Below are 24,977 nucleotides of genomic sequence, written 5' to 3' on the forward strand. Positions count from 1 at the left end.
GGCGGCGAGCGGCGGTCGAGCGGGCGGCCGCGCTGGATGCGCTGGCCGCCCTGGCCGCGGACCTGCGGGCGGGGCTCCCGCCGGCTGAGGCCCGGGACGGCTCGGGCGACCGGCTGCGCCGGCTCACGGGGTCGGTGTGGCATCTGGCCGAGCGCACCGGGGCGCCGGCGGCCGATCTGGTCGAGCGGATCGAGGCCGACGCCCGGGCGACCGACCGGGCCGGCGCGTCGGCCTCGGCCCAGGCGGCCGGGGCTCAGGCCACCTCGATGCTGCTGGCCGCCCTGCCGCTCGCGGGGCTCGGGCTGGGCGTGCTGATGGGGGCCGACCCCTTCCACGTGCTTCTGCGCACGCCGTTGGGCGCGGCCTGCGGGGTGGTCGCGGTCGGTCTCCAGACGGCCGGGCTGCTCTGGTCCGAGCGTCTGGTGAGCGGGGTGACCCGATGAGTCCGGGGTGCGTGCTGGCCGAGTTCCTGCGACCCGGCCGCCCGAGGCGGGTGCCGTTGCGGGCCTGTTGTGTGGCCGCGCTGTTGGCCGGCGGACGCGGTTGCCCGCTGGCGCCGATCGAGCGCGCGCCCGTCGAGCGGGTGCCGGTCGCGGAGGGGGCAGGGGCATCGTGACGGCTCCGCTGATCGGGCGCGTGTTGGTTGATGAGCGGGCGGGGGCGGCGTGACGGCTCTGCTGATCGTGGTGGCGGCGCTGGTGCTGGTCGTGGCGCCGGCGGCCGGTGGGCGGGCGGTGCGTCGCCGGTTGACCCGGATCCGGATGGTCCTGTCGGTGCCGGGTCCCGTCGAGCCGGACGGGCGCCGGACGCGAATTCTGCTGGCTGTCGTGGGTGGGCTGGCCGTGGCCGGCTTCTTCGGCACCTGGTGGGGCGTGCTGCTCGGGGTGGCCGCGGGGGCCGGGGCGGAACGCTTCCTGCGGCGGCGGGAACCGGCCCGCGTACGGCAGGAACGCCGGGCGGCGGCGGCCGATCTGCCCCTGGGGGCCGACCTGCTGGCGGCGGCGCTGCGAGCGGGCGCACCGGTCGACGGGGCGGCGGCCGCCGTGGCCGACGCGCTCGACGGGCCGTTCGGCGCCCGGCTGCGCCGCACCGCGCGGTCGCTGACACTGGGCGCCGCTCCGGCCGAGGCCTGGGGGCACCTGGCCGAGGTGCCCGGGGCCGAGCGGCTGATCGCGGCGGCCGTCCGCACCAGCGCGAGCGGCGGCGCGCTGGCCGGTGCCCTGGGGCGGCTCGCGGACGACCTGCGGGCCGACCGGACGGTCGCGGTCGAGGCCGCGGCGCAGCGGGCGAGCGTGCTCATCGTGCTGCCGCTCGGGCTGTGCTTCCTGCCCGCCTTCCTGCTGGCCGGGCTGGTCCCCGTGCTGATCGCCGTCCTCGGGAACATCCTCTGACCCGTCGACCGGCGCAATCCCCGACCGGGCTGGGCCCGGTGCGGTCGTAGTGCCTCGACCGGGCTCGTTCGGGCTCGGTCGTCATCCCCGAATGAAGGAGAACCACGTGCGCAAACTCATCGCGAACTTTGCTCGGCTGCGGGCCGAGGCGGGTGACGCCGGCATGAACACGGCCGAGTACGCCGTCGGCACGTTGGCTGCGGTCGCGTTCGCCGGTGTGCTCTACAAGGTCGTGACCAGCACCGGCGTGGCCGGCGCGCTGGACGCGGTCATCGACCGGGCCCTGAAGTGAGGCGGCGCCGGTGGCCCGGCCACGACCGGGGCGCGTTCACGGCCGAGCTCGCGGCCGGGCTGCCGGCGCTCATGCTGCTGCTGATGGCCGGGCTGACGGCGGTCTCGGCGGTGGCGACCAAGGGCCAGTGCGTGGACGCGGCCCGCGAGGCCGCACTGGCCGCGGCCCGCGGCGGTTCCGGCGCCGAGGAGGGCGCGCGGGTAGCCCCGCCCGGCGCTTTGGTGGAGCTCGGCGGCGATGCCGAGGTCGTGACGGCCCGGGTGCGGGCCCGGCTGCGGGTGCTGGGGGCCAACCTGCCGGCCATCACCGTCGAGGGCACGGCGACGGCGGCCCGGGAGCCGTCGGGGCTGCCGTGAGGGATCGGGGCGCGGCCACGATTCTGGTGCTGGCCTTCGGGTTGTTCCTCACCGTGGCGGGCCTGGCCGCGGCCGGTGTCGGCACGGCCCGGGTGGGCCGGCATCAGGCCCGGACGGCGGCCGACCTGGGCGCGCTGGCCGGCGCGGCCAAGGCCGTCCACGGGCCGGCGGTCGCCTGCGCGCGGGCCGGGCAGTTCGTCGCGGCCAACCACGGCCGCATGGCGTCGTGCGTCGTCGAAGGCCTCGAGGTCGAGGTGCGGGCCGAGGTTGCCCTGCCCGGCCTGGGCCGCCGGGCCGAGGCGACGGCTCGGGCCGGACCGGTCTTCGCGATCGGTCCCGTTGTCGAGCAGCAGTCGATAACCTCGGCGGGTGACTGAACCGATGCGCAGGGTGCTCGAACTGGGTGAATGGCACGCCGAGTGGATGGCCAAGTGGGTCACCACCGTCGAGTTCCATCAGGGGCGGTATCGGCCGGACGGGGATCACCTGCGCGACATGCTGCTCGAGGCCCCGGGCGAGGCGCGGCGGGAGTTCTACGAGCGGGCCGACCAGATCCTAGGCGCGCAGGGCGGCTAGCACGGTGTCGAGAACCTGGACGGCACCCGGTTTGTGCAGCGGGTTGTTGTCGTTGCCGCACTTCGGGGACTGGACGCACGACGGGCAGCCGGAGTCGCAGCCGCAGGCCGCGATCGCCTCGCGGGTGGCCGACAGCCAGGCGGCGGCGGTGGCGTAGGCGCGTTCGGCGAAGCCCGCGCCGCCGGGGTGGCCGTCGTAGACGAAGACGGTCGGCGCCTCGGTGTCGACGTGGTTGGCCGTGGAGAGGCCGCCGATGTCCCAGCGGTCGCACGTGGCCATCAGCGGCAGCAGACCGATCGCGGCGTGCTCGGCCGCGTGCAGGGCGCCGGGCACGTCGGGCGGTTCCACCCCGGCCGCCTCCAGGGCGCGCGGCGTGACCGTGAACCAGACCGCGACCGTGCGCAGCTCGCGCACCGGCAGGTCGAGCGGCTTGGTGTCGATCACCTCGCCCGAGCCCAGCCGGCGGCGCTGGTACGAGACGATCTGGCTGGTCACCTCGACGTCACCCAGGTAGAGGCCGACCGGGCCGGCGTCCACGTGGGAGCGCACGCCCAGCACCGAGACGTCGGTGACCTCGCGGGCGTGCGTCGACCAGTCCGGATCGGCCCGGCGCACGAGCGCGACCGCGTCTTCCAGGTCGAGCTGGTCGACCAGGTGCGTCACGCCCTGGTGCAGGTAGACCGCGCCGGTGTGCAGCATGAAGTGCGACGACGTCTGGTCGACCGTGCCCAGCAGCCGGCCGGTGGCCGACTCGACCACCGAGACCGGCGCGCCCCCGGCCCCACGCAGGTCGACGTCGGGGCGGCCGGGATGCGTCCAGTACCAGCCCGACGGCCGCTTGCGCAGGGCGCCCGAGGCGGTCAGCCCGTCGACCGCGGCCCGAGCCGCCTCGCCGCCGAACAGTTCCAGATCGTCGGCCCGCAGCGGGGCTTCGGAGGCCGCGCAACAGAGCTGCGGGCCCAGCACGTACGGGTTGGCCGGGTCGAGCACGGTCACCTCGACCGGCCGCCCGAACAGCGCCGACGGATGGTGGACCAGATAGGTGTCGAGCGGATCGTCGCGGGCGATCAGCACGGCCAGCGCCTCGCCGCCGGTCCGGCCCGCGCGCCCGGCCTGCTGCCACAGCGAGGCCCGGGTGCCGGGGTAGCCGCAGATCAGCACCGCGTCCAGCCCGACCAGGTCGACGCCGAGCTCGAGCGCGTTGGTCGAGGCGAGCGCGAGCAGCTCGCCCGACAGCAGCGCACGTTCGATCTGCCGGCGGTCTTCCTTGAGGTAGCCGGCGCGGTAGGCCGCCACCCGGTCGCCGAGGCCGGGCACGACCTCGTCGAGCGAGCGCCGGGTCATCGTGGCCACCACCTCGGCCCCGCGCCGCGAGCGGATGAAGGCCAGCGTGCGGGTGCCGGCCACGACCGCGTCGGCCAGGAGGTCGGCCGTCTCGCTGAGCGCGGAGCGGCGTACCTCGGGAAGGGTTTCATCATGCGGATCGGGCGGGAGCAGGGGCGGCTCCCACAGGGCGAATGTGGTCGCCCCGCGCGGGGAGGTGTCGGTCGTCACCGCGGTCACCGGCAGACCGGTCAGGCGGGACGCGGCGTCGGCCGGATCGCCCGACGTGGCCGAGGCCAGCACGAACGTCGGGGAACCGCCGTAGCGGGAGGCGAGCCGGCGCAAGCGGCGGATCACGTGGGCGACATGCGACCCGAAGACACCGCGGTAGGCGTGGCATTCGTCGATCACCACGTACGAAAGGCGGCGCAGGAACGTGCCCCAGCGGGAGTGACCGGGGAGCAGGGCGTGGTGGAGCATGTCGGGGTTGGTGAGCACGAACCGCGAGTGCTGGCGGATCCACTCCCTCTCCTCGCGGGAGGTGTCACCGTCGTATGTGGCCGGGCGCACTCCGTCGAGGCCGAGTTTCGTCACCGCTCGCAGCTGATCGGCCGCCAGCGCCTTGGTCGGCGAGAGGTAGAGCGCCGTCGCCCGGTCGTCGTCGAGCAGCCGCGACAGCACCGGCAACTGGTAGGCGAGCGACTTGCCGGACGCGGTGCCGGTGGCCACCACGACGTGGCTGCCCTCGGCCGCCAGCGACGCCGCGGTGGCCTGGTGTTCCCACGGGCGGGCGATTCCGTGCGCGTTCAGGGCGGCCACCACCTGGGGTGATGCCCAGGCCGGCCACGGACCGGCCCGGCCCTCGCGAGCGGGGATCTGCTCGATGTGGGTGATCGGGGATTCCGACGTACGCGCCTGCAGCCGGTGAAGAAGTTCGGTGGGGCTGTACGCGGTCGACGTCACGCCGAGAACTGTGACATCGGAATGGTGCGAACCTCAAACGGGTACGACGGTGGAGCCGGACGGCAGCCCGATAGCGGGCGATGGTTAGATTCGCTGGGGAGATCGGCCGTCGGATCAACAGGCCCCGCAGGGAGGAGGAGCGATGGAGCTGTCCCTTGCGACCCGGTCCGTCGAGGAGCACACGGTGCTCGAGGTCGGTGGCGAAGTCGACGTCTACACGGCTCCGAGGCTGCGTGAGCGCCTCGTCGAGCTGGTCGACTCAGGTGTGCGCAACGTCGTCGTCGACCTCGGCGGGGTCGAGTTCCTCGACTCCACCGGCCTGGGTGTGCTGGTCGGCGCGATGAAGCGGCTGCGGGTGGCCAACGGGAGCTTCAGCCTCGTCTGCTCCAAGGAAGCCCTCCTCAAGATTTTCCGGATCACGGCGCTCGACCAGGTGTTCCCGATCTTCCCCACGATCGAGGCGGCGACCCGAGGCAGCGACGACAGCGCGCTTTCGTGATGGCGACGGTTCGGCTGTCCTTCTCGCCCGCCCCCGTGCACGTGCGCACGGCTCGGCTGGTCGGCGTCGCTGTGGCCCGGCGGGCCGGCGTCGCCGAGGAGCTGCTCGACGAGGTCCGGCTGGCGATCGGCGAAGCGTGCACCCGGGCGGTCGCCCTGCACAACCAGTACGGCCTGGCCGACCTGGTGACCGTCGAAATGTCTGATTCGGAGGCGTACTCCGTACGGGTCATCGACCACGCCCCGATCGAGGCGAGCGTCGGCCTGACCAAGTTGCCGCCGGACGAACTGGCCGACGAGTCGCTGACCGAGGACGCGCTGACCACCGGCGTCGGGTTCGCGTTGCTCGCCGGTTTTGTCGACGATCTGCAGGTCCGCCCCGTCGATGACGGTCCGGGCACCGAGGTCCGAATGGTGTGGCCGGTTCAGCGTCGCTGACACGTCCGAAACAAATTGGACAAATCCGCGACGATATCAACCGCCGTCCATACCCCCTACACCGGCCGCTAACACAGCGGCAAACATCACCACGACACGGCTGAACTCAGGTGTGACCATCACCACCATCGGCCGATACAGTACGCGAGTTATCAGCTACTGCTCCTGGTCCCGCGGCCGCGGGACCCAGTTGTCGTCTCCCCTTGGACGGGGATGCGCCCGCCGGTGCCGTCCGCCGGAACCGGGCGCGGTCGGTGTACAGGAGGACATTGATGTCCGGGACCTCATTAAGTGGTTCTAACGTCACGTTTGTCATCGTCGCCCTGGTCTTCGCGCTCATCGCGCTGGGCTTCGCGGCGATGTTCGTCCAGTCGGTTCTCAAGGCCGGCCGGGGTACCAAGAACATGCAGGAGATCGCCGGAGCCGTCCAAGAAGGCGCGTCGGCCTACCTGTTCCGCCAATTCAAGACCCTCGCCATCTTCGTGGTCGTCGCGGTCGTCCTGCTCTACCTGCTGCCGGTGCACGACACCGACAACGAGGTCTGGGTCAAGATCGGACGCTCACTCTTCTTCATCGTCGGCGCGGTGTTCAGCTCGTTCATCGGCGGCGCGGGCATGGCGCTCGCCACCCGGGCCAACCTGCGGGTGGCTGCGGCGGCGGGGGAGAACGGCGGCCGCGAGACCGCGATGGGCATCGCCTTCCGCACCGGTGGTGTGGTCGGTTTCCTCACGGTCGGCCTGGGCCTCTTCGGTGGCGCGCTGGTCGTCCTGATCTTCCGCAGCGACGCCGCGACCGTGCTCGAGGGCTTCGGCTTCGGCGCCGCGCTGCTCGCCATGTTCATGCGGGTCGGCGGCGGCATCTTCACCAAGGCCGCGGACGTCGGCGCCGACCTGGTCGGCAAGGTCGAGCAGGGCATCCCCGAGGATGACCCGCGCAACCCCGCGACCATCGCCGACAATGTCGGCGACAACGTCGGCGACTGCGCCGGCATGGCCGCCGACCTCTTCGAGTCGTACGCGGTGACCCTGGTTGCCGCGCTGATCCTGGGCTCGGCCGCGTTCGGCCAGGACGGCCTGATCTTCCCGCTGATCATCTCGACGGTCGGCGTCGTCATCGCCATCCTGGGCGTCTTCATCACCCGTCTGCGCCCGAGCGACCGCAACGGCCTGACCGCCATCAACCGGGCGTTCTACATCTCGGCGGCCGTCGCTGCAGTCGCCGTCGCGGTGGTCAGCTTCGTCTACCTGCCGTCGTCGTTCGCCGGCTTCGAGGACGAGGACATCGCCGCCGACATCCTGAACAGCGGGCAGGACCCGCGCTGGCTCGCCGTCGGCGCGGTCGTCATCGGCATCGTGCTGGCCGCCGCCATCCAGGCGTTGACCGGCTACTTCACCGAGACCAACCGCCGCCCGGTGCAGGACATCGGCAAGTCGTCGCAGACCGGCGCGGCCACCGTCGTGCTGGCCGGCATCAGCGTCGGCCTGGAGTCCGCCGTCTACTCGGCCCTGCTGCTGGGAGCCGGAGTCTTCGGTGCGTTCCTGCTCGGCGGCTCGTCGCTCACCCTGTCGCTGTTCGCGGTCGCGCTGGCCGGCACCGGCCTGCTGACCACGGTCGGCGTCATCGTGGCCATGGACACCTTCGGCCCGATCTCGGACAACGCGCAGGGCATCGCCGAGATGTCCGGTGACGTCGACGAGAAGGGCGCGCAGATCCTGACCGAGCTCGACGCGGTCGGCAACACCACCAAGGCGATCACCAAGGGCATCGCGATCGCGACGGCCGTGCTGGCCGCGACCGCGCTGTTCGGCTCGTACACCAACAGCCTGGCCACCTCGCTGGCCGACGCCGGCATCACGCCGGAGCAGGTCGGCGCCGAGATCCTCGGTCTGCTGAACATCTCGAACCCGCGCAACCTGGTCGGCCTGCTGATCGGCTCGGCCGTGGTGTTCCTCTTCAGCGGCCTGGCCATCAACGCCGTGTCCCGCTCGGCGGGCGCGGTCGTCATGGAGGTCCGCCGCCAGTTCCGCGAGTTCCCGGGCATCATGGACCGCACCCAGCGGCCCGAGTACGGCCGGGTGGTCGACATCTGCACGCGGGACGCGCAGCGCGAGCTGCTCACCCCCGGTCTGCTGGCGATCCTGGCCCCGATCGCGGTCGGTTTCGGCCTCGGCGCCGGCGCTCTGGCGGCCTACCTGGCCGGTGCGATCGGCACCGGCACGCTGATGGCGGTCTTCCTGTCCAACTCCGGTGGGGCCTGGGACAACGCCAAGAAGCTGGTCGAGGACGGCAACTACGGCGGCAAGGGCTCCTCCGCGCACGAGGCGACGATCATCGGTGACACCGTCGGTGACCCGTTCAAGGACACCGCCGGCCCGGCCATCAACCCGCTGCTCAAGGTGATGAACCTGGTCTCGCTGCTGATCGCCCCGGCCGTCGTGGCCTGGAGCATCGGCAACGACCAGAACAACCCGCTGCGCATCACGATCGCGGTCGTGGCGGCGTTGATCATCGCGGGCGCCGTCATCTGGAGCAAGCGCAAGCCGATCTCCATGGGCGACGACACGACGTCGAGCAACTCGACGCCGACCACGAAGGTCACCGCCTGACAACACGCACCACCGATGCGGGGCACCCGGCGATCGCCGGGTGCCCCGCACCATAGAGCCGAGTGCCCCGCACCATAGAGCCGAGTGCCCCGCACCATAGATGAGGTTGTCGGACCTTGCCCGTACGCTGCTTCCCATGCGCCCGGCCCGACCCCTCGCACTACTGGCACTTCTAGCGCTCGCGGCATCCCTCGCCGGCTGCACCGGTGGCCCCGGCGCCCGTGCCTGGGCGGCCTCGGTGTGCACCACCCTCGAGCCCTGGCGCACCGAGATCAGCTCCCTGACCTCGCGCACCCAGCAGCAGATGGAAACCGCGACCACCCCCGGTCAGGCCAAGGAAAACCTGATGCGGCTGTTCGGGGGCGCGGCCGACGCGAGCGAGCGGGCCCGGGCCGGGGTGGCCAAGGCCGGCGTGCCCGACGTCGACGACGGCGCCCGCATCGCCGACGGTTTCACCGGCTCGCTGGCGGCCACGCGCGACGCCTACGCCCGGGCCAAGCAGGGCATCCAGGGCCTGGCCACCGCGCCCGCCCAGACCTTCTACGAGCAGGTCGGCCGGGTCGTCGAGCAGATGCAGACCGACTATCAGGCCAGCAGTCTCGACACCAGCAACCTCAACTCGGACGAGCTCAAGGAAGCTTTCGACGAATTGCCCGAGTGCCGGTGAGATGACCGAGACGGGGTGGCCGCTGATCCCGCGCGAGGTGCTGCCCGCGCCGGTTCCGGCTGCCAAACGTCCCGATCGTCCGCGGCCCGCCCCGGGCGCCGAGGCCGGTCGCCAGCTGCCGATCTTCGGGGCCGGCACCACCGAGCCGTCGCCGGCCGACCTGGCCGGGCTGCTGGCCGGTCCGGGGCAACTCGGGCGCATGGGGGGCACGGCCCGGGTCTCGGTCGAGGTCGAGGGGGCGTGGCGGGTCCATGTGCTGGTCGCCGAGCTGGTCATCCGCGGCCTGGTGGTCAACTGGCGACCGGTCGAGGACGGGCCGGCCGTCGAGGACGAGCCGGTTGTCGACGACGAGTCGCCGGCGAGGGCCGAGCCGGTGGTTGAGGCGGACGCGGCCATTGAGGGGATGGCGAGCGATCAAACCGAATCGGCGGAAATGGCCGATTCTGCGGCGGAAAAGCCCGAACCAGGGCCGGTCGCCCCTCGGTTCGAGGTCCTCACCGCGTACTCCCGGCGGTTGAACGGACTTGCCCAGGCCTGGCCTCGGGCCGCCGCGCAGCTGTTCCTGAGCGGCCCTCGGCTTCGCCTCTGGGTGGCCGCGGCGGGCGAACCGGTTCCCGGCGGCTACGCGCTCGGCCTCGACCCGGCCAAAGACCCGGCAGAGATCGACGCGGCGCTGGTGCGGGCGGGTCTGGCCGGGCGGCTGTCGGACGACCGGCGGCAATATTCGATCATGGGTAAGCGACGGGTCGCGCGGCTCGCTGAGCTGGTCGGGGAGCGGCCCGAGGCGGCGCCCGCGGAGCTGTGGCCAGGTGGCGCGGGTGCGTGATCTTCCTGGATTGTGTGCGACACGACAGCATGTTCCCGGTGTACGGTGTCGCCGTCGGAGGCATACGGTGGCCGGACCGTTACCATCCGGCTCCGGGGCGGCCCGGGGAATGTGTGCTCGTCCGGCGCGTTACGTTGAAGTCTGTGTTCCGCCGGCCCGGTCCGATGGTTCGGCAGATGGAACGCTGAGTATCGAAGTTTGGGAGTGCCGTGCCGAGTGACGCCAGGACGACCCGTCTGGTCATCGTCGAATCCCCGTCGAAGGCCAAGACGATCGCCGGTTATCTGGGCCCCGACTATCTGGTCGAGGCCTCCATCGGCCATGTCCGTGACCTGCCCAAAAATGCCGACGAGGTGCCCGAGCAGTACAAGGGTGAGTCGTGGGCCCGGCTGGGCGTCGACGTCGACAACGGCTTCCACCCGCTCTATGTGATCTCGGCCGATCGCAAGCAGCAGATCGCCAAGCTCAAGAAGCTGGCCAAAGAGGTCGACGAGATCTTCCTGGCGACAGATGAGGACCGCGAGGGCGAGGCCATCGCCTGGCACCTGCTCGAGACGATCAAGCCCAAGGTCCCGGTCCACCGCATGGTCTTCCACGAGATCACCCGGCCCGCGATCCAGGCCGCCGTGGCCAACCCGCGCCAGATCGACCAGAATCTGGTCGACGCGCAGGAAGCCCGACGCATCCTCGACCGTCTCTACGGCTACGAGGTCAGCCCCGTGCTGTGGAAGAAGGTCATGCCGAAGCTCTCGGCGGGCCGGGTCCAGTCCGTGGCGACCCGCATCGTGGTCGAGCGCGAACGTCAGCGCATGGCCTTCCGCGTGGCCGAGTACTGGGACATCAACGCCCTGCTGGCCGTCCAGGGCCAGGTCGAGGGTCCGCGCCAGTTCGGCGCCACGCTGATCGCGCTCAACGGCGACCGGATCGCCACCGGCAAGGACTTCGAGCCCACGACCGGCAAGCTCAAGCCCGGCGCGGCCGTGACGCAGCTCGACGAGAGCGGCGCCCGGGGTCTCGCGGCCCGGCTCGAGGGGCAGAACTTCACTGTCACCCGGGTCGAGGAGAAGCCGTACCGCCGCCGGCCGTACCCGCCTTTCATCACCTCGACGCTGCAGCAAGAGGCCGCCCGCAAGCTGCGCATGTCGTCGGCCCAGGCGATGCGTACGGCCCAGCGCCTGTACGAAGAGGGCTACATCACTTATATGCGTACCGACTCGGTCAACCTGTCGGAGACGGCCATCGCGGCCGCCCGCCGGCAGATCGCCGAGCTCTACGGCGAGCGCAGCGTCCCGCCGGAGCCCCGTCACTACAAGGGCAAGGTCAAGAACGCGCAGGAGGCGCACGAGGCCATCCGGCCCGCCGGTGACAGCTTCCGCACCCCGGCCGAGGTCTCCAACGAGCTCTCGGGGGACGCGTTCCGGCTCTACGAGCTGATCTGGCGTCGCACGGTCGCGTCGCAGATGACCGACGCGGTCGGCAACTCGATCTCGGTGCGCATCCGGGCCGTCTCGACCGCGCAGGAAGAGGTCGACTTCGGCGCCACCGGCAAGACGATCACCGAGCCGGGCTTCCTCAAGGCCTACGTCGAGTCCTCCGACGACGAGAACGCCGAGGCCGAGGACGCCGAGCGTCGCCTGCCCAACCTGGTCAAGGACCAGCCGCTCACCGCCGACGAGCTGAACGCGGCCGGCCACCACACCAGCCCGCCGTCCCGGTACACCGAGGCGTCGCTGGTCAAGGCCATGGAGGAGCTCGGCATCGGCCGCCCCTCGACGTACGCGTCGATCATGCAGACGATCCAGGACAGGGGCTACGTCGAGAAGCGCGGCCAGGCCCTGATCCCGACCTTCATCGCGTTCGCCGTGGTCAACCTGATGGAGAAGCACTACCCGCGCCTGGTCGACTACGGCTTCACGGCCGCGATGGAGAACGACCTCGACGGCATCGCCGGGGGCGACCACGCCTCGCTCGACTTCCTCACCGCGTTCTACTTCGGCAGCCAGACGGCCGGCGCCGACGACGAGATCGCCAAGGCCGGCGGCCTGCGCAAGCTGGTCACCGAGAACCTGGGCGACATCGACGCCCGCCTGATCAACTCGATCCCGCTGTTCGACGACGAAGAGGGCCGACACATCGTCGTGCGGGTCGGCCGGTACGGGCCCTACCTGCAGCGACAGGTGCCCGGCGCGACCGAGGAGCAGACCAACGACCCCAGCAACCGGGTCTCGATCCCCGAGGGGGTCGCGCCCGACGAGCTGACCCCGGAAAAGGTCGAGGAGCTCTTCCTCGGTGGCAGCGGCGAGCGCAGCCTCGGCGACGACCCGCAGACCGGCACGTCGGTAGTGCTCAAGTCGGGCCGGTTCGGGCCGTACGTCGAGAGCGGCGAACGGCGGGGCTCGCTGTTCCGCTCGCAGTCGCCCGCCGAGCTCACGCTCGAGCAGGCTCTCCAGCTGCTGTCGCTGCCGCGGGTGGTCGGTAAGGACCCCGAGGGCAACGAGATCACCGCCAAGAACGGGCGGTACGGCCCGTACGTGCAGCGCGGTACCGACTCGCGCTCGCTGGCCAGCGAGGACCAGCTGTTCACGGTCACCCTGGACGAGGCGCTGGCCCTGCTGGCGGCCCCGAAGACCCGGGGCCGGGGCGCGGCCAAGCCGCCGCTGCGCGAGATGGGTCCCGACCCGGTGACCGAGAAGCCGATGGTCATCAAGGACGGCCGCTTCGGCCCGTACGTGACCGACGGCGAATACAACGCCTCCCTGCGCCGCGACCAGACGCCCGAAGAGCTCACGATCGAGCAGGCTTCGGAGATGCTGGCCGAGAAGCGGGCCAAGGGTCCGGCCCCGAAGAAGCGGGCCGCCAAGAAGGCCCCGGCCAAGGCGGCCGCCGACACCCCGGCCAAGAAGACAGCCGCCAAGAAGGCGCCGGCCAAGAAGGCCACCCCGGCCAAGAAGGCAGCGGCGAAGAAGGCGGCGCCGGCCAAAAAAGCGACGCCGGCCAAGGCCACCGCGCAGTAGCTCAGACGCCGAGCACCCGGTCCAGGTATTCGTTGGTGAAGACCCGGGCCGGGTCGAGGCGGTCGCGCACGGCCACGAAGTCGTCGAACTTCGGATAGACCGGGCGCAGATCCTCGGCCGTACGGTAGTGAAGTTTGCCCCAGTGCGGCCGCCCGCCCAACGGCCGGCAGACGGCTTCGAAGGCCCGGAAGTACGGCTCGTAGGGCGCCCCGCTGAACTGGTGCACCGCCACATAGGCCGACTCGCGCCCGTACCCGTGGCTCAGCCAGACGTCGTCGGGGCCGGTGAACCGCACCTCGACCGGGAACTGGACCTTGAACGGCAGCCCGTCGATGATCTTCGGCAGCGCACCGAGCACCTCGGGCAGGGCCGCGCGCGGGATCTCGTACTCCATTTCGGTGAAATGCACGCGCCGAGGCGTGCAGAAGACCTTGTCGGAGCGCTCGGTGTACGTGCGGGCCGTCAGCGCCCGGGCCGCGATCGACTGGACGGCCGGCACGATGGCCGGCACCCGGCGGCCGAGACCGCAGACACCCTGCCAGACGGTGTTCGAGAGGAACTCGTCGTCCAGCCAGTGCCGGAAGGCCGACAGCCGGCGGTCGTTCTCGGTCACCTTGTTGTTGCGCTTGAGCTGGGCCCGATCGGTGTACGGATACCAGTAGAACTCGACGAACTCGTTGCTCGGGATCCACTCGTCCAGGCCGGCCAGCACGTCGGGCAGGGCCATCGGCCGCTCGTCGGCCAGCAGTGTGAACGCGGGCACACAGCGCAGGGTCACCTCAACCAGGATGCCGAGCGCGCCGATACCCAACTGCGTGGCCGGGAAGATGTCGTCGCCCTTACTCAGGGTCAGCGTCTCGCCGGTTCCGGTCACGATCGTCACGGCCTCGACGCAGGCGGCCAGTGTCGTGTGGGTGATGCCCGTACCGTGCGTTCCGGTGGAAATCGCCCCGGCCACGGTCTGCGCGTCGATGTCGCCGAGGTTGGGCATGGCCAGCCCGTGCCGCGCGACGGTCTCGTTGAGCTTCCACAGCGGCATGCCCGCCTGCACTGTGACCAGCGGACCTTCGACCGAGATGAGGTCGGTCATCCGGTCCAGCAGCAGCCGCTGGTCGTCGGCGACGGCGATCGCGGTGAACGAATGGCCACTGCCGACGACCTTCACTCTGCGTCCGGTACCCGACGCGTCCTTGACGTGGGCGGCTACCTCGTCGACAGTCCCAGGGGTCAAAACATCTACGGCGAGTGACTGCTGGTTGCCGCCCCAATTAATCCAGCGCCGGGCGTTACGAGGGATCGTCATTTAGGCCCTTGTCCTCCGTACGAGCGGACGAGCACCCGGCGCGTCCCGTCGATGCGTCTCGCTCGTTGATCCGAGTAACGTTCCGATTATCACTGCTGAGAGGGAGTGGCGACGCGTGTCGACACCAACCGTCACCACCGGGCCGCTGCGGCGGGTCCCGGTGCAGGGCAGAAGCGTTGCCCGGGTCCAGCGCATGCTCGACGCCTGCGCCGAGCTTGTCGACGAGGTCGGCTATGAAGGGCTGACCACGACGCTTCTCGCCGAGCGGGCCGAGGTTGCCATCGGCTCGGTCTATCAGTTCTTCCCCGACAAGAGGGCGATCGTCCAGGCGCTGGCCATGCGCAACATGGATGCGTACCTGCAGGGCCTGTCCGACCGGTTCGGGCGGGAGACGTTCACCCACTGGTGGGACGGCGTCGACGCGGCGATCGACATCTTCATCCAGATGCACCGCACGGTGCCCGGCTTCCGCACGCTGCACTTCGGCGACGTGGTCGACGTGCACCTGCTCGACGTCGAACGCGACAACAACGCGGTCATCGCCGAGCGCCTGGCCGAGCTGCTGGTCGACCAGTTCCAACTGATGGACAGGGCCCGCCTGCGGTTCTCGCTCGAGATCTCGGTCGAGGCGGCGGACGCGCTGATCAAGCTGGCGTTCCGGCGCGACCAGAGCGGCGACGAGGCCGTGCTGACCGAGGCCAAGGCGCTGATCAGGGAATACCTGCACCGCCACGTGACCGCCTGAGCGGTCAGCCCAGGAAGTCATGACCTTCCCCCCGGTACGTCGGGGCCGGCGTAACTGACCCGCTGTCGACCAGCTGGAGCTGGTTGACGTGCTCGCACAGCTCGCCGGCCTTGGCGTGACGGAACCAGACCCGGTCGCCCGGGCGCAGCGTGTCGGCCACGGCGCCGACCAGCGGCGTCTGCACCTCGCCGGGGCCCTCGTCGGGCTTGAACTTCAACCCCGCCGGCAGGTACGGGGTGGGCTGGCGGGACGTCTCGGCCGGGCCGGAGGCGATCCAGCCCCCGCCGAGCACGGTGGCGATCCGCGGCGCCGGGCGGCGCACGACGCTGAGCGCGAAGAACGCGGCCGGCGTCGGGCGCCACGCGGAGTAGGCGTCGAACAGGGTCGGCCCGTACAGCCCGGAACCGGCCGTGACCTCGGTGACCACCGGATCCGAGCCGCTCGCGGCCACGCTGCCGGTGCCACCGGCGTTGACGAACTCGAGGTCGGCGTGCTCGCGGACGGCGGCCACGGCCGCGGCCCGGCGCCGGAGGATCTCGGGGAACGAGCGGGACTGCATGAGACGGATTGCCCGGCCGCGCAACGCCTGGCCGGGGGGCAGGTCACCCAGTCCGGCGATCTGGGCCTCGTACGACATCAGGCCGACCAGCGTGAAGCCGGGCCGGGCGACCAGGCGGCGGGCCAGGGACGAGGCCTGCCCGGCGGTGTGCACGGGGGAGCGGCGTACGCCGAGGTGCATCGGACCGGCGGGGCGCCACGAAGAGTCGAGATCCAGACAGAGCCGAACCGCCGGCCGGTCACCCGGAGGGGTCACCTGGTCGACCAGATCGAGGTGCGACGGGTGATCCACCATGATCGTGATGGCCGCGGCCAGCTTGGGGTCGGTGGTCAGCTCGCGCAGTGCGGTGCGATCGACCGACGGGTACGCCACCAGCACGTCATCGGTCAGGCCGGAGCGCACGAGCCAGATCGCCTCGGGCACCGTGTACGCCATGACGCCGCGCCAGCCGGGCCGGGCCAGCACACGTTCCAGCAGCGTGCGGCACCGTACGGACTTGCTGGCGACCCGCAGCGGCTTGCCCTGCGACCGCGCGACCAATTGATCGGCGTTGTCGTCGAAGGCCGCCAGGTCGACGGCCGCGACCGGCGTCTCGAGATGGGCGGTGGCCCGGTCGAGCCGCTCCTTCAAAGCAGTGCGGTCTTCGATCACGTCAGCACGGTATCGCCGTTACCGGCAATGCGAAACCTCTTCACTTCTTCGATACCCGAACGTGGGTCACCTGGTCACGTGGGGCCGCCCGATAGAGTGCACCTGCGAACACGGGAGGTACGGCCATCGACAGCGAAAAGCGGGACTCCGGACCGGTTGACCTGTCGGGCGCGGCGGCGCTGCGATCGGTGCTGCGCATCCGGCCCTTCCGGCGTCTCTGGCTCGTGCTCGGCCTCGCCTCCTTCGGCGACTGGATCGGCCTGCTGGCCACCGGCATCTTCGCCGCGGCCCAGTTCGAGAGCAGCGCCGGCCAGGGCGCGGCGTTCGGTGGCACCATCGCCGTCCGCCTGCTGCCCGCCCTGCTGCTCGGCCCGATCGCCGGCGTCTTCGCCGACCGGTTCGACCGGCGCTACACCATGGTCATCACCGACCTCATCCGCTTCGTCTTCTACGGCTCGATCCCCCTCGTCCCGCTGTTCGGCGGGTCGCCCGGGGTCACCGTGGCCTGGGCGACCATCGCCACGTTCATCGGCGAGACGATCACGCTGATCTGGATCCCGGCCAAGGAAGCCGCGGTGCCCAACCTCATCCCCAAGTCGCGGATCGAGGTCTCCAACCAGCTCACGCTCGTCACCACGTACGGCATCACGCCGATCCTGGCCGCCCTCGCGCTCTCCGCCCTCACGGCGGGCATCCAGCAGTCCGGCGCCACCCTGCCCGACTGGGCCCAACCGGTGCAGATCGCGCTCTACCTGAACGCGATCTCCCGCCTGGCCACCGCCGTCACCGTCTTCTTCGGCATCAAAGAGATCGGCGGCAAGAGCGAACAGCGGCAGCAGGCGGCCGAGCAACAGAGCATGACCAAGCAGTTCCTCGACGGCTGGAAATACATCGGCACCACCCCACTCGTACGGGGCCTGGTGCTGGGCATCTTCGGCGCTTTCGCCGCCGGCGGTGTGGTGATCGGCGCGGCCAAGACCTTCGCCACCTCATTGGGCGCCGGTGAGGCCGCGTTCTACCTGCTCTTCGGCACCATCTTCATGGGCCTGGCGGTCGGCATCGGCCTGGGCCCGATGATCATCCGCGAGCTGTCCCGGCGGCGCTGGTTCGGCATGAGCATCGTGCTTGCCAGCGGCTCCGTGATGTTCCTCGGCCTGGCCTTCCACCTCTCGATGGCCCTGGTCGGCGCGTTGCTGGTCGGCGCGGGGGCGGGCATGGCCTTCCTGGCCGGCACCACCCTTCTGTACGGCGAGGTCGACGACGCCGTCCGCGGCCGGGTCTTCGCCGTGGTGCAGATCGGCGTCCGGATGGTGCTGCTGCTGGCCATCACGCTCTCCGGCTTCCTGGTCGGGCTGGGCAGCTCCCGTCGCATCGACCTCGGCGCGCTGAGTTTCGACATCTCCTTCACCCGCGTGCTGCTGCTGGTGGCGGGCGCGATCGGCGTGTTCGTCGGCATCGGCTCGTTCCGCCAGATGGACGACAAGCGTGGCGTGCCCGTGCTGGCCGACCTGTGGGGCTCGATGCGCGGCCGGCCGCTGTCGCCCGACGAGCAGTTCGTGCGCAGCGGCATCTTCATCGTCTTCGAGGGCGGCGAGGGCGCCGGCAAGTCGACCCAGGTCACCCGGCTCGCCTCCTTGTTGCAAGAGGAGGGCCGTGACGTGGTGGTGACCCGCGAGCCGGGCGCGACCGACGTCGGCGCCCGCATCCGCCAGCTTGTGCTCGACAAGACCGAGTCGCCGTCGGCCCGTGCCGAGGCCCTGCTGTACGCGGCCGACCGGGCCCACCACGTGGCCACGGTCGTGCGGCCCGCCCTGGCTCGGGGCGCGGTGGTGATCAGCGACCGGTATGTCGACTCGTCCCTGGCCTATCAGGGCGCCGGCCGTACGCTGCCGGTGGCCGAGGTCTCGTGGCTGTCCTCGTGGGCCACGGGCGGCTTGAAGCCCGACCTGGTCGTGCTGCTCGACGTGGACCCGGGCGTGGGGCTGAACCGGGTCGACTCCCGCGGCGAGGGCACCGACCGCCTCGAGAGCGAGTCCCGGGCGTTCCACGAGCGGGTCCGGTACGCGTTCCTCGACCTGGCCGCGGCCGACCCGAAGCGCTACCTGGTGCTCGACGCGGCCCGGCCGTTCGACGAGATCACCACCGCGGTGACGGGCCGCCTCACGGGCCTGCTGGGCTCCACCGAGCCGGCCCACCCCGCTCCCGCCTCGACCGATCTGCCCCCGGAGCCCGACTTCCAGGCCCCCGACCTGACCGCCGTCCCCGACCGTCGAGTGGGCCCCGACGACCGCCGAACCACCCCCGCCGCCCCCTCGAACGACCCGACACAGCCAGTCGCGGCCGTCTCTTCAAGCGGCGACCCGACACAGCCGATCGTGGCCGCTCCTGCAAGCGGCTCGACGCAGCCGATCGCGGCCGTCTCTTCAAGCGGCGACCCGACGCAGCCGATCGTGGCCGCTCCTGCAAGCGGCTCGACGCAGCCGATCGCGGCCGTCTCTTCAAGCGACCCGACGCAGCCGATCGCGAGGGCGTCGAACGGCGCTGACACCGCGACTTCGGACCAGCCGTCCGCGGATGCGGCCGCCTCAACTGAGCCCACCCAGCCGATCGCGACCCGCCCGACGGCGTCGTCGAACGGCGCCGACGCCACGCAGCCGCTCCGCCGGGCTGACGGCGAGGAACCGCCGCTCGAGGAGATGGCCGAGTTGCTGGGCATCAACGACGACGAGACCCCCGACGGGCCCGGCCGCTACAGCCGACGCTGACCATCGGCCTGGCCGCTCGCCCCGGTGGTGCCCGCGCGAGATTGCTGGTGCCAGGTCGCAGCCTCGTCGAAGGGCCCCAGCGCGCTGTCGGGCCGGTTCGCGGGTCAGCCGCGCCAGAGGGTCAGCATCATCGCTTCGACGGCGATGTCGGGTTTGACGTTTTCTTCGATGGCCTGGCGGCAGGCCAGCACCGCTTCCAAGCGGCGCAGGGCGCTCTCTGGCGACCACTTGCCCGCCGCGGCCTGGGACTGCGCGGCCACGTCGGTGTGCACGACGCCGACCGGCGCGCGCATGTTGGTGATCAGCACGTCGCGGTAGAAGCCGGCCAGGTCGACCAGCGCGCGGTCGAGCGCATCCCGCTTCGAGCGGGTGGCCCGCGATTTCTGGCGTCGTTCGAGCTCTTTGAGCTGGCCCGCCGCGCCGCGCATCGCGCCTGCCGCGCCTCGGCCGGTGCCGCCGGCGCCCAGCGCTTGTTCCAGCGCTGAGCGCTCGGAAGCATCCGTCTCGACCAACAGCTCGGCCGCCTCGGCCTCGGCCGCCTTGATCAGCGCGCCGGCCGCCTCGAAGCAGGCGCCCACCCCGGTCAGCCGGCGCGGCACGGACAGCACGGCGTCGCGCCGCCCCCGGGCCTCGGAGTCGCGGGACAGCCGTTTCGCCCGGCCCACGTGCCCCTGCGACGCGGCCGCCGCCCACGAGGCAACATCTGGCGCGACACCGTCGCGGCGCACCAGCACCTCGGCCACCGCGTCGGCCGGCGGCTGTCGCAGCGCCACCACCCGGCAGCGGGACCGGATCGTCACCGAGATGTCGTCGGGGTGGGTCGACGGCGTGCAGAGCAGGAACACCGTGCGCGGCGGCGGCTCTTCGATCGCCTTGAGCAGCGCGTTGCCCGCCTGCTCGGTGAGTCGGTCGGCATCCTCGATCACGACGATCTGCCACCGGCCGCCCGACGGCGCGCTGGCCGCCCGCAGCACCAGCGCCCGCATCTCGTTGACGCCGATCGACAACCCCTCGGGTACGACGAAGCGGACATCGGCGTGGGTCTTGCCCAGCGTGGTGTGGCAGCCGTGACACTCGCCGCAGCCGGCGCCGCCACGCTCGCACTCGAGCGCGGCCGCGAAGGCGCGCGCGGCCACCGAACGACCGCTGCCCGGCGGACCCGTGAAGATCCAGGCGTGGGTCATCGCGCCGGCGGCCACCTGCTCACCGGCCACGACCCGGGCCGCCGCCGCGGCGGCCTGCCGCAGCGTGGCGACCGGCTCGGCCTGGCCGACCAGATCAGCGAAGACGTCACTCACGGCACCGATGGTATTGCCCACCTCCGACAGAATGCCCGCCCCTGTGGATACGGCCTCCGAGTTATCCACAGTGGAAGTCGGTCGGTAGCGAAGGCGTCACTCTTCCGGGTACGGTCTGATCCCGGTCCGCGATGGCGCGCTGACACACGGTGAGGAGCCTCGGCATGGCACGGGAGATCGACGAGGCGTGGATCAGTGAGGCCATCGAAAGGCATCGACGCGTGGAAGAGCTGCGCGGCGACTTCGACCGGGCCGTCGAGTCCCACCAGGTCTCGGTCCACTCACCCGACAATTCCATCGAGGTCACCGTGACCGCATCCGGCCGCATCACCGACATCCAGATTCACGGCGGGCTGAGCCATCGCCATCCGGCCGAATTCAGCCGAGAGTTGCAGGCTGCCGTCAGCAACGCCACCGACGCCGCCCGCTGGGCCCGCGAAAAACTGCACAGCGAGATCTTCGACCAGTTCCGCACCCTGGGCGAGGCCTGACGTGGACGAAGTGGCCGACCACCTCGACCAGGCTGCCGACGCCCTGAGCGCCTTGTCACGAGATATACCGACCCTGGCGGTGGCGCCCGGCGCGTTCGCAGCGTTCGCCGCGCTGGCTGCCGCGGGCGACGGAGCCTCGTCCGGGTCCCATCAGCAGGCGCTCGGCGCGGCTGCGACTCACGGCGGCTCTCGAGCGGATGCGGGCGGGGCGTCCCCACCGTCTGCCCGCTTCGAACCTGGCGCGGCTTCGACGTCCGGCGGGGTCGGCCTGGCTGCGGCCGCCGGCCCGGGGTTGCCGGGGCAGATGGGGCGGGCTTTGCATGACCACTGGGCCGCTGTGCTCGACGCGCGATCGCGTGAGGCGTCCGTCGCCGGTGCCCGTCTGGCCGAGATGGCGCGTTCGGTGCGGGCCACCCGGCGGCACTACGCCGAGACCGACGAGGCGGTCGAGCGCCGCTTCACCCAGGAGTTGTGATGGATCGGCTCGACCAGTTGCTCGACGCGGCCACGCCCCTGCTGCGCCGGGCCGAGGAGGTTCTGGAGGTCGCCGGGGTGCCAGTCGGTCACCCGGTGCTGGACGACTTCCGTCGCGTACGCCTGATGCCGGCCGACGCGGCTCACTCCGTGGCCGGGTTGCGCCCTTCGGCCCTGGTCGACGCCGCGGCCGACCTGCGGGCCGGGGCCCGGGTGTGTGCCGACGTCGCCACGTCGCTGCCGCCGCCCGGCGATTGGGAGGGCGAGGCCGCCGACGCCTACGACGACCGCCGCCGGCGCTACGCCGTTCATCTCTCCGGCACGGGCGAAAGCCTCGACGAGCGGCTGGAAGCCAGTGCCGACCTGGCTGCGGCCCTGCACGACTGGATGGCGCGCACCCGCGACAACCTGGCGTCCGCCCTGGCCGACGTCCTGGGCTCGGCCGAGTCGATCACGCTGTCGGCGCCCCCGGGCCATCCGCCGTCGATGGCCGAGATCCGGGCCGCCGCCGACCTGGCGTCCCATGTTCTGCGAGTGGTGGCCACCGATTACGCCGAGGCCGAAGACCTGCTGCAGGGCTCCCAGGAACTGGCCAACCCCGTCCCGCTGTAGCCGCAGACCTGCCACGCCGACGAGTCCGGCCCGCGCGCAAAGGAGGGACGCGACAATCGGTCGGCGGCCGGGCATCCGGGACGCAGCGGGCATGGGCGCGGCGCCGTATTCGGACAACCGGAAAGAACTCCGAATACGACGCCGCGACCTCCTGCACCCCCCGCAGGTGTAGGCACTACTCAACGCTACGAATCGACGGTTGTCTCGGGGTTGCGGCGGCTTCCGTCCGCTCGGCGGACCATGAGGGGACGACCGTCGCGGGCGGCTCACCCATCAGGAGATCGACATGTCTCCATCCGGACGACCCGGTTCCGGTACGGCGACGGGCGGCCCCCGGAGGAGGCCGCCCGATCAGCACCGCGTCAGGAGTGGGACCGCCGGCGACGTACGGTCAGCAGCACCACCACCACGCCGGCCAGCAGCAGGCCGCCGCCGGCCAGGGCCACCCGGGTCACGTCCGAGCCGGTGACCGGCAGGCCACCGCCCGCACCCGACGGCGTGATGTCCCGGCTCTCCGGGGAGACGGCCGCAGCTTCCAGGACGCCCATCGACATGTTCAGGGCGAGGCCGGCCTTCGCACCGTAGCCGTCCTGGCCGCGTACCTGGGAACCGGTCGTCCGGGTCAGCGAGACCTTGATCGCCGAGGCCCGGGCCGCGATGGCCGGCCCCTCGACCGCGTGCCGCACGTCACCCAGCGCCACCCGCAGCTTCATCCCGCTGGTGGCCGCGGGCGCCGACTCGGTCGCGGGCGCGGCCACCAGCGGCAGCCCCGGCACGGCCGGCACCGGCAGCGGCTCGGCCCGCCCCAGCCGGCCCAGCTCGGCCAGGTTCGGCATCGGCGCCGACTCCATCTCGTGGAGCAGCGGGGTCAGCGCGATGTCGACGTGCTCCCCGGCCGTCTTCAGCCGCCGGGTCGCGATGCCGTCGCCGGAGATCTCGACAACCGCCGGGCGGTAGCTGACCTTGCCGCCGGAGCCGGCCGACGTGGTCGCCTCGAGCACGGGGGCCTGCAGAACGCGCAGCTGGACCTGCCCGCCGGCCAGCTCGATGCGGCCCGCGGTCATCGTCGAGCGGGCGACCGTACGGGTCTCGTCGCCCCGGCGCTCCAGCGCCGTCGTGCCTCGGCTGGTCATCGTGCCGGGCACGCGGACCAGGTCGTTCAGAACCGTAAGGCTGGTCAGCGAGGCGTCGGCCCGGCCGGTCTCCCCGGCCGCCTGCCCGCACGCCATGGCGGCGTCCCACTGCGCGTGCGTACCCAGGCCGCCCCGGCCCAGTCGCAGCGGGCCGGCCTTCCCGGCGGGGGTCGAGCGCCGCGACGCCTTGGCGTTGGTCGGCGGGGCCTGCTGGAGCAGGGGCTTCGCCATCGCGGCGTGCTTCTTGTCGCTGGAGTCGCCGTTGAGCATCCGGGCATAGGCCGCCGACGCGATCTTGGCCGAACCGATCATTGCCGTACGGGCCTCGCCCAGCCCGACGTCGGCCAGCGTCGCCGTCCGCGGCCGCTCCTGGCCGCGTCCCGTGGACGCCTTGTCGCCGCCGGCCGGGTCCTCGTCGCCCTCGTCGTCGGTGGCAGCGCTGTCGCTGTCGCTGTCGCTGTCGTCCACGGGCTCGCCGTCGCTGTCGCCGTCGTCCACGGGCTCGCCGCCGCCGGCGCCGGAGGAGTCGCCCAGGCCGTCGACCACCGTCCGGCCGCGCTCGGCGACATCGCCGACCAGGCCGCTCCTGGGTGAGGGAACCACGTCGGCGTCACCGGCGGTCTTGGCAGCCGGCTCCGGGAGGACGCCGAGATACCCCAGCACGCCCATCCCGGTCAGGCCGATGCCCTCGCTGATCGTGTCGCTGTCCTCGGGCTTCGGGATGATCGGGTCGTCGTCGCTGCTCAGCACCTTGGTGGCGGCGTCTCCGACTGTGCCCTTCTCGGTCTTCCGCTCGTTCTTGACGCGCGGCCGTTCCGGGGCCGCCGCGCGGACCTCCAGCTTGTCGATCCGGAGCATCTCGGCCCCGGACTGCGCGGCGAAGTTCTCGGCCCGTTCGCAGGGTGCGGGCGCAGCGAGCGCCGGTTGCGGTGCGGTGAGGGCGCCGGCGAAACCGAGCGCGACGACACTGGCGGCCAGCGACCTGGCGGGCGTCATGGAAGGTTCCTCCCGATGGGGACGCAACTGATGCGGCGTCTACGGGTCTGCCCAACGAAGGTCGATCTGGGTAGTTGCGAAACATCTATGCGACAACTCCGCCGGGTAGCCCAAATCCGGCATTTGGTGCGGTCTTGGCGGCGTCGTAAGGTGGTGACCATGGGCATGCTGTGCGCGGTCAGTTTCAACCGGTACGGCCGCCTCTACTACCTCGATCCGGGCGAGTTCTCGCCCCAGGTCGGCGACCGTGTGCTCGTGCCCACGGACGACGGCCCCGAGGTGGCGGAGTGCGTCTGGGCGGCGCAATGGGTCAGCGAGGACACGTCGGCCTTCCCCAAGGTCGCGGGCCTGGCCGGCGACGACGATCTGCGCCGCGACGAGGTGCTGCGCAAGCGCAAGGCCGAGGCCAAGGTTGCCGCCAAAAAGCTGATCAAGGCTCATGAGCTGCCCATGAAGGTCGTCGCCGTCGATCACGTGCTCGACTCGACCGGTTCCGGCAGCGCTCGCACCACGATCTACTTCACCGCCCCGCACCGGGTCGATTTCCGTTCCCTCGTCCGTGACCTGGGCGCCACCCTGCACTGCCGGGTCGAACTGCGCCAGTTGTCGGCTCGCGACTCAGCTCGCGTCCAGGGCGGCATCGGCTCGTGCGGCCGCGACCTTTGCTGCGCCACGTTCCTCACCGACTTCGAGCCGGTGACGATCCGCATGGCCAAAGACCAGGACCTCCCGCTCAACCCCCTGCGCATCTCCGGCGCCTGCGGCCGCTTGATGTGCTGCCTCAAATACGAACATCCGCTCTACCAGGCTTTCCAGGCTTCCGCCCCGGCCGTCGGCAGCCGCGTCACCACCCCCGAGGGCGACGGCCGCGTGGTGGCCCACAGCGTCCCCAAGGACGCAGTAGTCGTCCGCATGGACTCCGACGGCTCCCGCTGCTCCTGCAGCCGAGCCTCAGTCTGCGGCCCCCGCCAGGCCCACGAGGAGCGCTACAACTAGCCGC

At 71.5% G+C, this 24,977-nt stretch carries 21 protein-coding genes and 2 pseudogenes; 18 read left to right on the plus strand and 5 right to left on the minus strand.

Annotated elements, in window-relative coordinates; genetic code table 11:
• The 6 genes and pseudogenes from M1L60_RS22335 to M1L60_RS22360 all read left to right on the plus strand — a co-directional run.
• Positions 1–443, plus strand: a pseudogene (locus tag M1L60_RS22335) (hypothetical protein); the annotation flags it as partial.
• A gap of 318 nt (positions 444–761) precedes the next feature.
• Positions 762–1,391 carry a type II secretion system F family protein gene (locus M1L60_RS22340; RefSeq protein WP_253239440.1) on the plus strand — a complete coding sequence of 210 codons (630 nt, stop codon included), beginning with the start codon at positions 762–764 and terminating at the stop codon, positions 1,389–1,391.
• 91 nt (positions 1,392–1,482) lie between these two features.
• Positions 1,483–1,683: a DUF4244 domain-containing protein gene (locus M1L60_RS22345; protein ID WP_253239420.1), complete on the plus strand. Its 201-nt coding sequence runs from the start codon at positions 1,483–1,485 to the stop codon at positions 1,681–1,683.
• Entirely contained in the window at positions 1,680–2,039 is a 360-nt protein-coding gene (locus tag M1L60_RS22350) for a TadE family type IV pilus minor pilin (protein ID WP_253239421.1), read from the plus strand. The genes M1L60_RS22345 and M1L60_RS22350 overlap by 4 nt, the downstream gene beginning before the upstream one ends.
• Positions 2,036–2,416, plus strand: a complete 381-nt coding sequence (locus M1L60_RS22355; protein ID WP_253239422.1) for an Rv3654c family TadE-like protein — start codon at positions 2,036–2,038, stop codon at positions 2,414–2,416. The genes M1L60_RS22350 and M1L60_RS22355 overlap by 4 nt, the downstream gene beginning before the upstream one ends.
• Positions 2,409–2,615: a hypothetical protein gene (locus M1L60_RS22360; RefSeq protein WP_253239423.1), complete on the plus strand. Its 207-nt coding sequence runs from the start codon at positions 2,409–2,411 to the stop codon at positions 2,613–2,615. Before M1L60_RS22355 ends, M1L60_RS22360 begins: the two co-directional genes overlap by 8 nt.
• On the opposite strand, the gene M1L60_RS22365 is transcribed toward M1L60_RS22360, so the two are convergent.
• Positions 2,595–4,901, minus strand: a complete 2,307-nt coding sequence (locus M1L60_RS22365; RefSeq protein WP_253239424.1) for a DEAD/DEAH box helicase — start codon at positions 4,899–4,901, stop codon at positions 2,595–2,597. The two genes, M1L60_RS22360 and M1L60_RS22365, sit on opposite strands and share 21 nt — an antisense overlap.
• 142 nt (positions 4,902–5,043) lie before the next feature.
• On the opposite strand from M1L60_RS22365, the gene M1L60_RS22370 reads away from it, so the two are divergent.
• The 6 genes from M1L60_RS22370 (at position 5,044) to topA (ending at position 12,950) form a co-directional block, all read left to right on the plus strand.
• Complete coding sequence (locus M1L60_RS22370; RefSeq protein ID WP_253239425.1) at positions 5,044–5,400, plus strand: STAS domain-containing protein; 357 nt, start codon at positions 5,044–5,046, stop codon at positions 5,398–5,400.
• Positions 5,397–5,837 carry an ATP-binding protein gene (locus M1L60_RS22375; RefSeq protein WP_253239426.1) on the plus strand — a complete coding sequence of 147 codons (441 nt, stop codon included), beginning with the start codon at positions 5,397–5,399 and terminating at the stop codon, positions 5,835–5,837. The genes M1L60_RS22370 and M1L60_RS22375 overlap by 4 nt, the downstream gene beginning before the upstream one ends.
• Positions 5,838–6,109: 272 nt before the next feature.
• Positions 6,110–8,443 carry a sodium-translocating pyrophosphatase gene (locus M1L60_RS22380; protein ID WP_253239427.1) on the plus strand — a complete coding sequence of 778 codons (2,334 nt, stop codon included), beginning with the start codon at positions 6,110–6,112 and terminating at the stop codon, positions 8,441–8,443.
• 136 nt (positions 8,444–8,579) lie between these two features.
• Complete coding sequence (locus tag M1L60_RS22385) at positions 8,580–9,110, plus strand: hypothetical protein (RefSeq protein ID WP_253239428.1); 531 nt, start codon at positions 8,580–8,582, stop codon at positions 9,108–9,110.
• A 1-nt stretch (position 9,111) separates the two neighbouring features.
• Positions 9,112–9,936: a hypothetical protein gene (locus M1L60_RS22390; RefSeq protein ID WP_253239429.1), complete on the plus strand. Its 825-nt coding sequence runs from the start codon at positions 9,112–9,114 to the stop codon at positions 9,934–9,936.
• A gap of 209 nt (positions 9,937–10,145) precedes the next feature.
• On the plus strand, positions 10,146–12,950 hold the full coding sequence (gene topA, locus M1L60_RS22395; RefSeq protein WP_253239430.1) for a type I DNA topoisomerase: 2,805 nt from the start codon (positions 10,146–10,148) through the stop codon (positions 12,948–12,950).
• A gap of 1 nt (position 12,951) precedes the next feature.
• Here the strand turns inward: topA and M1L60_RS22400 are convergent, their stop codons facing one another.
• The gene (locus tag M1L60_RS22400) at positions 12,952–14,253 is read right to left on the minus strand and encodes a D-arabinono-1,4-lactone oxidase (protein WP_253239431.1); all 1,302 of its coding nucleotides are present in this window, start codon (positions 14,251–14,253) and stop codon (positions 12,952–12,954) included.
• A 115-nt stretch (positions 14,254–14,368) separates the two neighbouring features.
• On the opposite strand from M1L60_RS22400, the gene M1L60_RS22405 reads away from it, so the two are divergent.
• Complete coding sequence (locus M1L60_RS22405) at positions 14,369–14,998, plus strand: TetR/AcrR family transcriptional regulator (protein ID WP_253239432.1); 630 nt, start codon at positions 14,369–14,371, stop codon at positions 14,996–14,998.
• A gap of 4 nt (positions 14,999–15,002) precedes the next feature.
• On the opposite strand, the gene M1L60_RS22410 is transcribed toward M1L60_RS22405, so the two are convergent.
• Positions 15,003–16,208, minus strand: a complete 1,206-nt coding sequence (locus M1L60_RS22410) for an amino acid deaminase/aldolase (RefSeq protein ID WP_253239433.1) — start codon at positions 16,206–16,208, stop codon at positions 15,003–15,005.
• Positions 16,209–16,432: 224 nt separating this feature from the next.
• On the opposite strand from M1L60_RS22410, the pseudogene tmk reads away from it, so the two are divergent.
• Positions 16,433–18,505, plus strand: a pseudogene (gene tmk / locus M1L60_RS22415) (dTMP kinase); the annotation flags it as partial.
• A gap of 572 nt (positions 18,506–19,077) precedes the next feature.
• Here tmk and M1L60_RS22420 read toward each other — a convergent pair.
• Positions 19,078–20,271 carry a DNA polymerase III subunit delta' gene (locus M1L60_RS22420; RefSeq protein ID WP_253239434.1) on the minus strand — a complete coding sequence of 398 codons (1,194 nt, stop codon included), beginning with the start codon at positions 20,269–20,271 and terminating at the stop codon, positions 19,078–19,080.
• Positions 20,272–20,435: 164 nt separating this feature from the next.
• On the opposite strand from M1L60_RS22420, the gene M1L60_RS22425 reads away from it, so the two are divergent.
• The 3 genes from M1L60_RS22425 to M1L60_RS22435 are packed head-to-tail and all read left to right on the plus strand — an operon-like array spanning position 20,436 to position 21,848.
• Positions 20,436–20,762: a YbaB/EbfC family nucleoid-associated protein gene (locus M1L60_RS22425; RefSeq protein WP_253239435.1), complete on the plus strand. Its 327-nt coding sequence runs from the start codon at positions 20,436–20,438 to the stop codon at positions 20,760–20,762.
• A gap of 1 nt (position 20,763) precedes the next feature.
• A complete protein-coding gene (locus M1L60_RS22430; protein WP_253239436.1) occupies positions 20,764–21,237 on the plus strand; it encodes a hypothetical protein in 474 nt (157 codons plus the stop codon).
• Positions 21,237–21,848: a hypothetical protein gene (locus tag M1L60_RS22435; RefSeq protein WP_253239437.1), complete on the plus strand. Its 612-nt coding sequence runs from the start codon at positions 21,237–21,239 to the stop codon at positions 21,846–21,848. The genes M1L60_RS22430 and M1L60_RS22435 overlap by 1 nt, the downstream gene beginning before the upstream one ends.
• A 362-nt stretch (positions 21,849–22,210) precedes the next feature.
• On the opposite strand, the gene M1L60_RS22440 is transcribed toward M1L60_RS22435, so the two are convergent.
• Entirely contained in the window at positions 22,211–23,977 is a 1,767-nt protein-coding gene (locus tag M1L60_RS22440; protein ID WP_253239438.1) for a hypothetical protein, read from the minus strand.
• Between the two features lie 159 nt (positions 23,978–24,136).
• Between M1L60_RS22440 and M1L60_RS22445 the strand changes: the two genes are divergently transcribed.
• Entirely contained in the window at positions 24,137–24,973 is an 837-nt protein-coding gene (locus M1L60_RS22445; protein WP_253239439.1) for a PSP1 domain-containing protein, read from the plus strand.
• Positions 24,974–24,977 lie beyond the last annotated feature (4 nt).

This window comes from Paractinoplanes aksuensis (assembly GCF_024137025.1).
Classification (GTDB): Bacteria; Actinomycetota; Actinomycetes; order Mycobacteriales; family Micromonosporaceae; genus Actinoplanes; species Actinoplanes aksuensis.